The 13,265-nt window shown below is 63.0% G+C and carries 12 protein-coding genes; 3 read left to right on the forward strand and 9 right to left on the reverse strand.

The window, feature by feature from the left end:
* Position 1: 1 nt before the first annotated feature.
* From ACS3QZ_RS11800 to ACS3QZ_RS11820, 5 genes are all read right to left on the reverse strand, one after another.
* Entirely contained in the window at positions 2–958 is a 957-nt protein-coding gene (locus tag ACS3QZ_RS11800; RefSeq protein WP_456038002.1) for an ABC transporter permease, read from the reverse strand.
* A 1-nt stretch (position 959) separates the two neighbouring features.
* Positions 960–2,540: an ABC transporter substrate-binding protein gene (locus ACS3QZ_RS11805; protein ID WP_093091341.1), complete on the reverse strand. Its 1,581-nt coding sequence runs from the start codon at positions 2,538–2,540 to the stop codon at positions 960–962.
* A 107-nt stretch (positions 2,541–2,647) separates the two neighbouring features.
* Positions 2,648–4,636, reverse strand: a complete 1,989-nt coding sequence (locus ACS3QZ_RS11810; RefSeq protein WP_456038003.1) for a CocE/NonD family hydrolase — start codon at positions 4,634–4,636, stop codon at positions 2,648–2,650.
* Positions 4,637–4,720: 84 nt separating this feature from the next.
* A complete protein-coding gene (locus tag ACS3QZ_RS11815; RefSeq protein WP_093091345.1) occupies positions 4,721–4,978 on the reverse strand; it encodes a CBU_0592 family membrane protein in 258 nt (85 codons plus the stop codon).
* Between the two features lie 10 nt (positions 4,979–4,988).
* Positions 4,989–5,756: an IclR family transcriptional regulator domain-containing protein gene (locus ACS3QZ_RS11820; RefSeq protein ID WP_456038004.1), complete on the reverse strand. Its 768-nt coding sequence runs from the start codon at positions 5,754–5,756 to the stop codon at positions 4,989–4,991.
* Between the two features lie 156 nt (positions 5,757–5,912).
* On the opposite strand from ACS3QZ_RS11820, the gene ACS3QZ_RS11825 reads away from it, so the two are divergent.
* The 3 genes from ACS3QZ_RS11825 to ACS3QZ_RS11835 all read left to right on the forward strand — a co-directional run bounded on the left by ACS3QZ_RS11825 (position 5,913) and on the right by ACS3QZ_RS11835 (position 9,601).
* Positions 5,913–7,232 (forward strand): Rieske 2Fe-2S domain-containing protein, encoded by a 1,320-nt coding sequence (locus ACS3QZ_RS11825; protein WP_456038005.1) that lies wholly within the window; start codon positions 5,913–5,915, stop codon positions 7,230–7,232.
* Positions 7,233–7,335: 103 nt separating this feature from the next.
* Positions 7,336–8,793: a glutamine synthetase family protein gene (locus ACS3QZ_RS11830; protein WP_456038006.1), complete on the forward strand. Its 1,458-nt coding sequence runs from the start codon at positions 7,336–7,338 to the stop codon at positions 8,791–8,793.
* Between the two features lie 4 nt (positions 8,794–8,797).
* Positions 8,798–9,601 carry an arylamine N-acetyltransferase family protein gene (locus tag ACS3QZ_RS11835; RefSeq protein WP_456038007.1) on the forward strand — a complete coding sequence of 268 codons (804 nt, stop codon included), beginning with the start codon at positions 8,798–8,800 and terminating at the stop codon, positions 9,599–9,601.
* Between the two features lie 35 nt (positions 9,602–9,636).
* Here ACS3QZ_RS11835 and ACS3QZ_RS11840 read toward each other — a convergent pair whose 3' ends face one another.
* Genes ACS3QZ_RS11840 through ACS3QZ_RS11855 form a run of 4 tightly spaced genes read right to left on the reverse strand, consistent with a single transcriptional unit; the run spans position 9,637 to position 13,029 of the window.
* The gene (locus tag ACS3QZ_RS11840) at positions 9,637–10,251 is read right to left on the reverse strand and encodes a trimeric intracellular cation channel family protein (RefSeq protein ID WP_456038008.1); all 615 of its coding nucleotides are present in this window, start codon (positions 10,249–10,251) and stop codon (positions 9,637–9,639) included.
* Positions 10,244–11,650 carry an FAD/NAD(P)-dependent oxidoreductase gene (locus ACS3QZ_RS11845; RefSeq protein ID WP_456038009.1) on the reverse strand — a complete coding sequence of 469 codons (1,407 nt, stop codon included), beginning with the start codon at positions 11,648–11,650 and terminating at the stop codon, positions 10,244–10,246. The genes ACS3QZ_RS11840 and ACS3QZ_RS11845 overlap by 8 nt, the downstream gene beginning before the upstream one ends.
* Entirely contained in the window at positions 11,637–11,951 is a 315-nt protein-coding gene (locus ACS3QZ_RS11850) for a 2Fe-2S iron-sulfur cluster-binding protein (RefSeq protein WP_456038010.1), read from the reverse strand. Before ACS3QZ_RS11850 ends, ACS3QZ_RS11845 begins: the two co-directional genes overlap by 14 nt.
* Positions 11,929–13,029: an NAD(P)/FAD-dependent oxidoreductase gene (locus ACS3QZ_RS11855; protein WP_456038011.1), complete on the reverse strand. Its 1,101-nt coding sequence runs from the start codon at positions 13,027–13,029 to the stop codon at positions 11,929–11,931. The genes ACS3QZ_RS11850 and ACS3QZ_RS11855 overlap by 23 nt, the downstream gene beginning before the upstream one ends.
* Between the last annotated feature and the right edge of the window lie 236 nt (positions 13,030–13,265).

Raw genomic sequence — 13,265 nt, forward strand, 5'->3', positions numbered from 1 at the left:
CTTATTTCGGATGCCGCAGGCGCGGGTTGGCCAGGATCGACACGATGTCGGCCACCATGTTCAGCCCGATATAGACGGCAGCAAAGATCAGGCCACAGGCCTGCACCACCGGGATATCGCGTTTGCTGACGTGGTCGACAAGATACTGCCCCATGCCCGGATAGGTGAACACCACCTCGATCACCACGACCCCCACCACGAGATAGGCGAGGTTGAGCATGACCACGTTCACGATCGGCGCGATCGAGTTCGGGAAGGCGTGTTTCCAGATGATCAGGAACATCGACAACCCCTTGAGCTCGGCTGTTTCGATATAGGCCGACTGCATCACGTTCAGGATCGCCGCACGCGTCATGCGCATCATGTGCGCCAAAACAACAAGCGTCAGCACCGTGACCGGAAGGGCAATCGTGTTGAGTTTCTGACCAAGGCTCATTCCGTCGTGGATCGTCGCCACGGTCGGCGCCCATCCCAGCTTCACACCGATGAAATACATCAGCACGTAGCCGATCAGGAACTCAGGGATCGAAATCGATGCCAGCGTGACCGCCGAAATAAGCTTGTCCGGCCAGCGTTCGCGGTAGCGCACCGCGAGAAGGCCAAGGAAGATTGCCAGCGGGACCGATACGATGGCCGCCCAGAAGGCAAGGAAAAGCGTATTTTTAAGACGGCCGCCAAGGCTCGCGGCAATATCCTGACCGTTCGTAAGGGCCGTTCCCAGGTCTCCTTGTAGCAAACCGCCCAGCCAGTTCAGGTATCGTTGCAAGGCCGGTTCGTTCAGGCCCAGTTCTTCACGCAGATTGGCAAGGGCTTCGGGAGTCGCGGATTGCCCCAGAATAGACTGCGCAACATCACCGGGAAGAATGATCGTACCGACAAATATCAGGATCGATACGAGGAAAAGCAGCAGTATGCCCAGCGCAAGGCGCTGGGCAACAAGTTTCAATGCCGGGTTCATATCAGCCCGTGACCCACATCTTGACCGGAGCATAGAGGTTCATCATCGAGAACCCTGCCGATGCATCCCATCCCGCGACGCCGTCGTTATGAGCGTCAACGAAGTCGTTGAACATCGGGCAGATCAGGCCGCCCTCATTGTGCAGGATCATGCCCATATCGGCATACATCTGCTTGCGCTTGCCTTCATCAAGCTCGGCCCGCGCGGCAACGAGTAGCTGGTCGAACTGTTCGTTCTTGAACCGGGTGTCATTCCAGTCGGCCGACGACAGGTAGGCGGTGGAATACATCTGGTCCTGAACCGGACGTCCGCTCCAGTAGCTGGTACAGAAGGGCTGCTTGTTCCACACTTCCGACCAATATCCGTCATTGGGCTCGCGCTTGATCTCGAGCGGCACACCGGCCTGGGACAGCGACTGCTGGAACAGGGCCGCCGCATCGGGCGCACCGGGGAACGAGTTGTCCGACGTACGCAGCAGAACCGGCTGGTCATGACCGGACTTCTTCCAGTGATGCGCGGCCTTCTCGGGATCATATTCACGCTGCGGCAGGTCCGTGAACAGCGGATAGGATGCGTTGATCGGAATATCGTTGCCGACCGTACCGTAGCCGAACAGGATCTTGTCCACCATCTCCTGACGGTTCATCCCGTATTTCAGCGCCAGCATGACGTCCTGGTTCGAGAAGGGATCCGTGTCGACATGCGCAATGAACACGTAATGGCCCGGACCCGACTTGCTGTGGACATTTACGCCCGGAACGCGCGACACCAATCCGGCGGTACGCGGCGGCACGCGGTTGACCATGTGGACCTGCCCCGACTGCAACGCCGCCATCCGCGCCGTGTCGTCGTTGATCACGGTCAGCTCGACCGTGGACGCATGCCCCTCGCCGTTCCAATGGTTGGCATTGTGCTCGAACACGAAACGCACACCCGGCTCAACCGATTTCAACACATAGGGGCCGGTGCCGATCGCGGCAGTCGGATCGTCGTTGCCGCCGTTGGGCTGGATCAGCAGGTGATAGTCGGTGAGCAGGTAGGGAAGGTCCGCGTTGGCGGTCTCAAGCTCGATGACGAAATCCATCCCCTCCGCACGCATCGCCTTGATGCCACGCATGATGCCAAGGGCGCCCGACTTGGTATCTTCGCCCGAGTGGCGCTCCATGGTCGCCATGACGTCTTCCGCAGTCAGCGGCTTACCATTCGAAAAGGACACGCCCGAGCGGATCTTGAACGTCCAGACCCGCGCGTCCGGGGAAGAGCTGAACTCTTCGGCGAGACGCATCTCCAGCCCGCCCCCGGCTTTCAGCTCAACCAGCGGTTCGCCCCACATCCGCGACACCATCCCCTGTGTCTGGTTGGCCGAAAGCGCCGGATCAAGGCTGTCCGAAGAACCGCCGCCGCTGATCCCGACCTTGATCGTACCGCCCTTTTGCGGCCCCGCGGCCTTGACGGCCCCGGCCAGCATCGTGTTCGCGGCGACAGCCGACAGGCCAAGCGCGCCCGCGCGGCCAAGGAAGCTACGGCGCGACAGGCGCCCGGTCGCAGCCCGCAGGCTGAGATACTTCAGTTCATCATTCATGGTTTTTCTCCCGTTGGTCTTTTCGTGTTTTCCCCATGCTGCGATCCCCCCGGACCACAAATCAAGAAAAAACTTGAATAGTCATTCAAACTTTTTCGCAAGTCGCCTCAGGCCCGCGGTATTTTTGCATCCCATTTGCGTTCAAAAACCACCGCTTCACCTTCTTTGACACAGATGTCCGCCTTTACGTGAAAATCGCGTGCATCTGCTTGCAACGACACGCCGGACTCCACCCGCGCGCGCCAGCTCTTACGCGCAATCGACCGGTCCCAGCGAAAGCTGGCCGACGCGGATGTGGGCGCATCCTCGACAATGAAGAACCGCTCCTCCACCCGTGTCCCAAGTTCCAGCCCGGTCGTCATATCCCGAAGCTTACCACGGTCCCCGACGATTTCCAGAGCCAGCGACCGCCCCGCCGAATCCCGAATCAGCCGCTTGGACTCCTCACCTCTGCTCAACTGTTCCAGTGTCACCGGCTTCGCGCCTTTCGGCGGGTCGAACACCCATTCGTCGCCCGTTCCGGGCGCCCGCAAAGGCAAGCGCACCAGCCCGCCTTCGATTTCCAGAACACCCATTTCCGCCTCTGGCCAGACAAATGGCCAATAGCTCGACGACACCGCGATCCGCAGCCTGTGCCCGGCAGGCAGGTGATAGGCGCATTGGTCCAGCACCACGCGCGCCTCCACGAACTCGCCCACCGGCAGGTCAACCATTGCCTCGCGACCATCGCGCTGGCGCAGGTTCAGGAACCCGTGTGCAATCAACGCACTGGTGCCATCAGGGCGCAAATCACAGAGCCGCACAGCCACCTGCGCACGCGGCGTCTGCGACGCCACGCGCAAGACCACTTCAGGCGCCCCGATGATGTCGCGCGCGTCCTGCGTCGGAGCGCTGTCGAAACAGCAACTCAGCGCGTCGTCCGTGCGCTGATCATCCGGCAATTCTCCGGGGCCAAAACCAAACGGGAAATACTCGCCCGTAGCCTGTCCACAGCCCAGCGCCGGAAACACTTTGCGCACGCCACCGCCGGGCACATCTGCCAGCGTTTCGCCGTTCAGATGCCAGGTTTCGACCGACCGCTCCGCCTTCCAATCGCGGATCGCGGCCCAGCGCCCCGGCCGCGTGTCATAACGCACCTTGGGCGCAACGCTGTCCATCACCCAGACACGCATCTCGGGCCAGTCCTCGGCGCCGTTTTCAATGCCCTTCAGCCAGCGGTCCCACCAACGCAGCATTTCTCCCAGGAAGTCGATCTGCGGCCCGGGCACGGCAATATGCGGGTATTTGTGGTTCCACGGCCCCACCAGCCCCTTGACCGGCGCATCAAGGTTCTCAACCAAATGCGCAACCGTGTTGCGATAGCCGTCGTGCCACCCCCCCACGCTCAGCACCGCCGCCTTGATTGCACTGTAATCCTCGCACACCGAGCCGTGTTTCCAATAATCATCCCTCAATTGGTGCTCGATCCATTTTGCCGCCAAAAACGGTGTGTTCTCCAACCGCTCCAGCCACATGTCGCGCCAACTATCGCCCACGATCTCGGGATCGGGGGGAAGCGCGAACCACCCCAGCACGGTCGCCGCCCAGCCGGGGTTCTCGCCCAGCATCAGCCCGCCCTTATAGTGGATGTCGTCCGCATAGCGATCCGTCGTCGAGCAGATGCTGACCACCGCCTTGAGCGGCTCCGGCGCGCGCGCGGCGATCTGCAACCCGTTGAACCCGCCCCAGCTGATCCCCATCATCCCGACGCTGCCGCTGCACCATTCTTGCTCGGCCAGCCAATTCACCACCGCGACCCCGTCCGACAGTTCCTGTTCGGAGTACTCGTCGTCAAACAACCCCTCGCTGTCACCACATCCGCGCATGTCCACCCGTACGCAGGCGTATCCATGACCCGCCATATAGGGATGGGTCAGCGCGTCGCGCTCGGCGGTACCGTCCCGCTTGCGATAGGGCAGGAATTCTACGATCGCCGGGATAGGGCCGCTTGCCACGGGTCTCCAGATGCGCGCCGACAGGTGCACGCCATCCGGCATCGGAATGACCACATGGGGCGTTTCCTCGATTTCGAATGGAAAAGTTTCGACGATCTGCATGGCTGGCTCCCTCGTTGCCGTGCCACTAAACGCGATTTGGAATTCGCCTGTCCAAGGAATTTCGAATTTCCTTGGACCCCGGCATCACCGCCGCCGCCCAAGCCAGAGCCGCAGCAAAGCGGACAGCGCGATCAGCGCCCACAGAACCTCAATCACGATGGCGCCGAAATTCGGACGCGCCCAAAGCGACGTCAGCACTAAACCCGCCCCGAGCAGGTTCCACAGGTTGAACCCGACGCCATCTGCCGGAAGCCGCCCGCGCGTCGCCGCAAAATAGGCGGCCGCGATGACCAGCGCACCGAGGATGCCAACCCAATCCGCCCAACCGAAATCCTGAACCATGTGTTGCCCCCTAGAAAACACCCGCATCTATCAGGTCACGCGCACAGCGCCGCAAGACCACCTTGCTCGCCTCGAGGGCGCTCTCTTCCGCAAAGACGTCCCCGGCATCCGACACCCCAAGAACTGCCCGCACCGCGCCCTTGGCCCCCACCGGAACGGCCACCCCCGTTACGCCGCTTTCGAACTCCCCGGCGACCACCGCGCACCCCTGCGCCGCCGCCTCGGCGACCGCCGCTCTGAGCGCATCGCGCTCCGTAACGCTCGCCGCCGTATACGCCTCCAACTCCGCCGTCGCGATCTCGGCCTCTGCCGCCTCCGGGTCTCCCCACGCCAAAAGCATCCGCCCCATGGCCGTGTGAAACAACGGCAGCCGGCTCCCGATCGTGAACCCAAAGGTCACGCCCGTATTGCGCAGGGTCGACTGCGCCACCATCAAGGCGCCGCCCTCCTCCGGCATCGCGAGAATGACTTCGCGCCCCAGTTCCGCCGCCGCCCCGTTCAAGAGCGGCTGGATGACCCGTCCAAACTGGTTCCCCCGCAAGAAGCTCCCCGCCAGCACAAGAATGCGCGGCGTCAGCGAAAACACCCGCCCCTCGCGCCGCACATATCCAAGATGCACCAGCGTCAGCAAAAGCCGCCTTGTCGCCGCCGGATCAAGCCCCGTGCGCCGCCCGATTTCGCTCAACGTCATGTGGCTGTTGTCCTCGTCAAAGGCTTTCAGCACCGACATACCCTTGAGAAAGGTCAGCGAAATATCCCGGTTCTGGGTCGATTTCAACGGCGTTTCTTTTGGCAATTTCCCAATCCCGTCAAAGCGTTCCTCCGTTCTAGGCCGATGGCGCAACTCGGGTCAATCATCACCTATACGAAATTTCTTGCGATTATCGCAAACATGGGCAACCATCCCAGCACCCAAGCGCGACAGGAGATTCCCATGATCAGCCAGGAAATGAACGACCTCATCACCCGAATCACCCCCGGCACCCCCGCTGGCGAGGTCATGCGCCGCTATTGGCAGCCCGCCGCCCTTTCGGACGAACTAGCCGGAAATCGGCCCGTCGTCCCGGTTCGGCTTCTGGGCGAAGACCTCGTTCTGTTTCGTGACAGCGACGGCGAACTGGGCTTGATCCAGCGCGCCTGCCCGCATCGCGGCGCCGACATGTGCTTTGGCCGACTAGAAGACAACGGCCTGCGCTGCCCCTTCCATGGCTGGCACTTCAACCGCTCCGGCCAGTGCGTCGAACAACCCGGCGAACCCGAAGGCTCGCGCATGCACGAAAAGATCAAGGCGACCGCCTATCCAGTGGTTGAAAAGAACGGCATCATCTTTGCCTATATGGGTCCGGGCGAACCGCCCGCTTTCCCTGATCTCGACTGTTTCCGCGCCCCCGACACCCATGTCTTTGCCTTCAAGGGTCTCTGGGAATGCAATTGGCTTCAGGCGCTTGAGGTTGGCATCGACCCGGCCCACGCCTCCTTCCTGCACCGCTTCCTGCAGGACGAAGACCCCGACGAAGGCTATGGCAAGCAATTCCGCGACAAGGCGGCGGATACCGAGATCCCCATGACCCGTCTCCTGCGCGAATACCCCCGCCCCGAGATCAGCGTCGAGGACACCGATTACGGCATGCGCATCATTGCCCTGCGCCACCTCGATGACGGGCGCACCCACGTGCGCGTCACCAACCAGATTTTCCCCGAAGCGATTTCGATCCCGATGTCGCGCGAGATGATCATCACGCAGTGGCACGTGCCCGTAGATGACGAGAACTGCTATTGGTACTCGATGTTTACCAGCTTTGACAAACCGGTGAACAAGGAGCTGATGCGCGCCCAGCGTCTCGAAGAACACGACCTGCCCTCCTACGCGCCCAAGAAAAACAAGACCAACAACTATGGCTACAATGCCGAGGAACAGGGGGCTCTGACCTATACCGGCATGGGGCTTGATATCAACGTGCATGACCAATGGGCCGTTGAAAGCATGGGCGCGATCCAAGATCGGACCCGCGAACATCTCGGCAAGACCGACGCCGCCATCATTGCCTATCGGCGAAAACTGCGCGCCGCGATCAAGGCGCTTCAGGACGGTGAAGAAGAGGCGCTTCCCATGCGCAACGGTGTCGACCCGGTCACGATCAAGGGACCGATCTCCAACGACACGCTGACAAGCGACGGCGACTGGCGCAAATCCTATGAACAGGGCGACGCCGCCCGCCGTGCCGCCTGTACCGACTGGGACGCCACGATCTGAACGAAGCCGCCCGCAAGGGCGAAGGGCGCGCGCGCAAAGCTTGCCGCGCGCGCGTCCATGGTGTTTCATCCCTTAACAAATTCATCGCAACAGGACCCGCCCCTTGACCAGCCACAGGGACAAAATCGCAAACGGCGCGCTTGCGCGGCTTGGCCTCATGACGCCCGAGCGGATCGACACGGCCACAGCTCTGGCCGAAACCGTCGCGGCCTCCGATCTCGAAACCATCCGCGTCCTGTTCCCGGATCAGCACGGCATCCTGCGGGGCAAGGCGATCACCGCCGCCGCCCTTCCTTCAATCCTCGCCAGCGGCATGGCCGCGCCCTCGACACTGCTGCTCAAGGACACCTCAAGCCGCACGGTCTTCCCGGTCTGGAGCGGCGAAGCCGCCACCGACGTTGACCCGATGCGTGGCGCGGGCGACATTCTTCTCGTTCCCGCTCCGGCTACCTTCCGCCCCCTGCCATGGGCGCCCCATTCGGCCTGGCTGCTCTGTGACGCGCATTTCAAATCCGGCGCGGAAATCCCCTTTGCCTCCCGTACGGTCCTGCGCCGCGCGCTGGACCAACTTGGGGCGCAGAACCTCTCTCTGACCGTCGGGCTCGAACTCGAATTCCACGTCTTCGAACGGCTCGACCCGGCGCCTGAACATGCCGACGCCACCATGCCGGCCCAGCCGCCGCGCACCCGCCCGCTTGCACCTGGCTACCAGTTTCTGACCGACTCGCTCTACGACATGCTGGAACCGGTCATGGATGACATCCGCCGCACCGCGCAGGCGATGAACATGCCCGTCCGCTCGACCGAGGTCGAAATGGGCCCCTCGCAGTTCGAAGTCACTTTTGAGCCGTCAGATCCCATGACCCATGCCGACACGATGGTCATGTTCCGCACAATGGTGAAACAGCTCTGCGCGCGACGCGGCCTGCACGCTACCTTCATGACCCGCCCCCGGCTCGACAATATCGCCGCGTCCGGCTGGCACCTGCATCAATCCCTTACCGATACGACGGGCAAGAACCTCTTCACACCCGGCGAGGACGGCAGATTGACCCCACACGCCTCTGCGTGGATCGCGGGCCTTCTGGCCCATGCCGAGGAAAGCTGCCTTCTCACCACGCCCACCGTGAACGGCTACAAACGCTACCAACCCTTCCAGCTTGCCCCCGACCGCATCCAATGGGGACAGGACAATCGCGGCGCCATGCTGCGTGCGCTCATGGCGGCGGGCGACCCGGCCAGTCGCATCGAGAACCGCGTTCCCGAAAGCGCGGCCAACCCCTATTTCGTCATGGCCAGCCAGATCCTCGCGGGCCTCTCCGGCCTGTCCCGATCCCTCACCGCCCCCGCGCCGTGTGAACAACCCTACGACCCGGCGGCGCCGGCCCTGCCCAAGAGCCTTGCCGAGGCCATCGCTCATTTCGAAACCGGCACGCTCTACCGCGACACGCTCGGGCAGGACTTCGTCGACTACATCACCCGTATCAAGCGCGCCGAGTGGGACCGCTACGTCGGCGCCTTGTCCGAATGGGAGCAGGCCGAATACTTCAGCCTATTCTGAGTCCATGCTGCACACCGACGCCTATCTCGCCCGCCTCGGCCTCTCCGCCCCCGTCGCGCACACGCTCGACGGGCTGACGACGCTGCAGGCGGCGCACCTGCGGTCCATCCCGTTCGAAAACCTCGACCCGCTGCTTGGCAAGGTTCCCGACCTTGACCTGCATGCCATCCAGACCAAGCTGCTGGACAAGGGACGCGGCGGCTATTGCTTTGAACAGAACGCGTTGTTCGGATGTGCCCTGCGCGAGTGGGGCTTTGCCGCCGAGCCGCTCCTGGCCCGCGTCCGCAACGGCGCCCCGCATGGCGGCGCGCGCAGCCACCAGGCATGGATCGTGGCCATAGACCGCCGCGAATACCTTGCCGATACCGGCTTTGGCGGGGCGGGCAGCATCGCGCCCATCCAGCTCGACACCGACATGGAACAGCCCACACCCAGCGGCACCTACCGTGTGCGCCACGACGACACGACCAATGAAACTGTCCTTGAAAAAAACGGCCCCGAGGGCTGGTTTTCCCTGTTCAGCTTTGACCGTATCGAGGTTGCGCCAATTGATTTTCAGGCCGCCAACCATCTCTGCGCCACATGGCACGGCGCACCTTTCCGCGACAATCTCCTGATGTCACGACACCTTCCTTCGGGCCGGATCAGCCTTTTCAACCGCGCCTTTCGCGAACAGGGCGCAACAACGCTGATCAACACCCCGGAGGCGTTCGAAACCCTTCTCACGAACCGTTTCGGTCTCACCCTGCCGAGCGGTATGGCGTTGGCTGCATGGAACAGGATCAAGGATCAGCCGGTCACGCGGTAGTACCCCGCACATGCACATCCCCCGGGTCGCGCGCGTCAAACCTTCGGGCTGCGCGCGATCACGATCAGTCGCGCCACCAGCATCAGCGCAAAACACAATACCAGCGCCACGCGCTGATCCATCATCGGCGCGGCGATCACGAACACGGCCCCACCCAGCAGCGAAATCGTGGCATAAAGATCTTCCTTCAAAACCGATGGCGTGACATTGCACAGGATGTCACGGATCATTCCGCCCACGGTCCCGGTGATGCAGCCAATGATCACCGCGACCAGAGGATGCGTGCCCATCTGAAGCGCCACCTCGATCCCCACCAACGTGAACAGCGCCAACCCGACCGCATCGAACATCATCAAGAGGCGCAACCGCCGCCCATTGCCCGACGGCAACCGGCTCCCGATGGCAAAGGCCACGATCCCCACGGGAATGGCCGTCAGCAGATAGGTCAGGTCAGTGATCCAGAACACCGGCACCCGCCCCAGCAAAAGGTCGCGCACCGTCCCGCCCCCCACGGCGGCAGCCACCGCGATCACCGTCGCACCAAAAAGATCGAGATCATGGCGCACGCTCTGAATCGCCGCCGAGGCAGCCATGACCGCGGTCGCCAGCACCGTCAGCAGGAAAACCACCTGGGCGAGCGGATCAATCATGCCCGCCCACCTGCTCCAAAGGGTCGTCCGGGTCATGCAAGGCCGCAAGCGCGCCCAGCGAGACGGGTTTTATGGGCGGGCGGATCCTGAAGTACCCCACCTCATCGGGATCGACGCCCCGCTCCTCGGCCATCAACCGCGTGACCGTCAATCCGCAGAAACGCCCCTGACACCGTCCCATTCCGGCGCGGGTGAAGGCTTTGAGTTGGTCCGGCCCGGTACATCCGCTCGCCACCGCCGCGCGAATCTCCTGCGCGCTGACCTCTTCACAACGGCACACCGTCGCCTCGTCTTCCGGCACCAGCGCAGCCTCATAAGGTGGATAGGCCCGTTCAAGGAAAGAGCGGATACTCAATTCAATCGCCCTTTTTGATATCATGGGAAGTGCCCGCGCGTTGCGTTCCTCCAGCGTTATGCCACCTAGCGCCTGCGCAATGGCCCAGCCCGCGATCCGGCCCGACTGTTCCGCAACGTGCGCGCCGCCAATTCCCGCGCCATCCCCGGCAATCCAAATACCTTCGACCGGTGTCCGCCCCCAGCGATCCACCTCCGGCACAAAGGCGTGCTGCCGATTGTTCCAGCGGTGCGGAACGCCGACAGCGCGCGCCGCCTGTACGTTGGGAACAACCCCGTGATGCAGCAGCACCGTGTCAGAGGCCAGTTCGTGCACCGCCCCGCCACAGCGGAAATGCACCGCCTCGACCCGACGGCGCCCCAACAGGGTCACTTCCCGGGCACCGACGTATCTTGCGATGCCCGCGTTTCGCAATTCGTTGAGCATCGCCGCGCCGCGCTGCAGATATCGCCAGCCACGAAGCGCCGCCCGCCAATGGATCAACGCCCCGCGCATATCCCCCCGCGTCTGCGTTTCCACCAGCGCACGCGGTGGGCATCCGGCCCGCAGCAACTGCACCGCGACCAGATACAAAAGCGGACCGGAACCCACCAATACCGCGTCCCGAGTGGCAATCCCGGCCTCCTTGAGCATGATCTGAGCCGCACCGGCCGTCATCACCCCCGGCAGCGTCCACCCCGGCACCGGCATCGCCCTTTCAAGCGCCCCCGTGGCCAGCAGGACATGCTCTGCACGCACCTCCTGCGCCTCATCACCGGTTACAAAGCGCACCACGCGGTCTTCGATGGACCACACCGATGCCCCGGTTACATGCGTAATGTCGCGATGCGCCAGCCCCGTCGTCAGCTTGCGCCCCACGACGAAGTCTTGCCCCAACACCTTGTCACGGACCTCGGACCCGGCATCGACATTGCGAAACACCTGCCCCCCGGCGCTGCGCTGTTCGTCGAGAAGAAGAACCCGAAGCCCGGCGCCCGCTGCTTCGGTCGCAGCGGCCATACCTGCAGGTCCGGCCCCGATAACCGCCAGATCAACGCGCTTCATAGGGCCCCTCCTGTGCCTGTCCGCTCCGGCGAATATCCATTCCTTCGCGCACCTGCATCAGACACGCTTGGCGCGACTCGCCATCCACCTCGACCAGACAGTCAAAGCACGCCCCCATCATGCAAAAGGGCGCGCGCCCCACGCCGCGCTGTGCCGTGCGTCCGAACACCTTCACCCCCGCTGCCAACAGCGCCGCGGCAAGATTGGCCCCCTCCGGCAGGCGATAGCTCTGACCGGCAAAATGCACCGTCGCGTGCGGCACATCCGGCTCCAGTAGCTCAAATCGCGAATCTGGCTTCACCAAACACCTCCAGATCGGGCGCGTCCGGGCGCCCCAATAACCAATCACCAAGCAACCGCGCATGGGCTGCGGCCAATGTGATACCGCTATGACACGTTATCAAAAACGCCCCCGGCATCACGCCGCTTTCCTGATAAACCGGCAGCCCGTCCGGGGTCATCACACGCAAGGCCCCCCAACTGCGCAGCAGCTGCGCGCGCGCCAGCGCCGGGTAGGCCGCAACCGCCTCGGCGGCCAGTTGCGCCAGCCCCTTGCCGGTGACCCCGTCGTCCATACCAACCTGTTCATTCGTGGCACCGATCTGCACCCCGCCTTCGTTCACCTGCCGCGCAATCAGCGACGGGCGCCGGATCAGCGGCGGCAGCTTCTCCGTGATCAGGATCTGACCGCGTTCCGGGCTGACCGGCGTCTTGAACCCCAGCTGCGGCCCCAGCATCGCGGCGCCAAGCCCCGCCGCCAGAACCACCTTTTCCGCCCGGATTTCCCGGCCATCGGCGCAGGTGATACGAAACAACCCGTCCCCCTGCGTGACCTGGCTCACATCGCGCCCCGCCTCGATCCTCCCGCCAAGGCGCTGTACATCCTCGCCCAGCGCGCGCAACAGTCGCAGCGGGTTGGCGTGCCCGTCCTGATGATGCAACAAGGCCCCCACCACGCGCGGCCCAATCGCCGGCTCCTCAAGCCTGAGCGCTCGTGCGTCCAGTATCTCGTAGGGATAATCTCCGCCCAAGGCCGCCTTGAGCGCCTCGTATTTTGTGGCCCACTCGGCAAGGCTGTCTTCGCTGAAATGCAGATCCAGCCCGCCCCGCTGTTCAAGCGCCACGTTCCGGCCCGTGGAATCCTCCAACTCTTCGGCAAAGTCGGACCACAAGGCGGCGGATTGCTGGCTCCAGGCAGCATAACGCGGCTGACGAGTTCCCTTGCCCTGCACCCAGATCAGGCCAAAGTTGCCCCGGCTCGCACGCGGCGTGCGCTCGGTCCCATCAATGACAATGACGCTCTGACCATGTTTCAAAAGGCCCCATGCCACCGACAGGCCGACAACACCGCCTCCAACAATGGCAAAATCCGCGTCCATCAAACATCTCCCGAGTCGCGTGAAATTGCACGCCTGCAGGTTCAATACCGGGTTGTCATGGGGCCTGCCAACCGCACTTTGCGGTCAGTGAAATTATTTGGGGGGCTTGATGCCCCCCGATTACCTGCCTGCCTGTCCCGATGGTCCCGTGGCTTCCCGATTTTGGTGATCTGAATTGGCGGAAAACCGAGGTTGCTTCGACTATAAGCGTGGTGATTCGAATCAGTCAATGGGGT

This window comes from Shimia sp. W99 (assembly GCF_053851455.3).

Coding starts and splice junctions, on each gene's coding strand:
- ACS3QZ_RS11800 (WP_456038002.1), bottom strand. CDS start 958: ATGAACCCGGCATTGAAACTTGTTGCCCAGCGCCTTGCGCTGGGCATA.
- ACS3QZ_RS11805 (WP_093091341.1), bottom strand. CDS start 2,540: ATGAATGATGAACTGAAGTATCTCAGCCTGCGGGCTGCGACCGGGCGC.
- ACS3QZ_RS11810 (WP_456038003.1), bottom strand. CDS start 4,636: ATGCAGATCGTCGAAACTTTTCCATTCGAAATCGAGGAAACGCCCCAT.
- ACS3QZ_RS11815 (WP_093091345.1), bottom strand. CDS start 4,978: ATGGTTCAGGATTTCGGTTGGGCGGATTGGGTTGGCATCCTCGGTGCG.
- ACS3QZ_RS11825 (WP_456038005.1), top strand. CDS start 5,913: ATGATCAGCCAGGAAATGAACGACCTCATCACCCGAATCACCCCCGGC.
- ACS3QZ_RS11835 (WP_456038007.1), top strand. CDS start 8,798: ATGCTGCACACCGACGCCTATCTCGCCCGCCTCGGCCTCTCCGCCCCC.
- ACS3QZ_RS11840 (WP_456038008.1), bottom strand. CDS start 10,251: ATGATTGATCCGCTCGCCCAGGTGGTTTTCCTGCTGACGGTGCTGGCG.
- ACS3QZ_RS11845 (WP_456038009.1), bottom strand. CDS start 11,650: ATGAAGCGCGTTGATCTGGCGGTTATCGGGGCCGGACCTGCAGGTATG.
- ACS3QZ_RS11855 (WP_456038011.1), bottom strand. CDS start 13,029: ATGGACGCGGATTTTGCCATTGTTGGAGGCGGTGTTGTCGGCCTGTCG.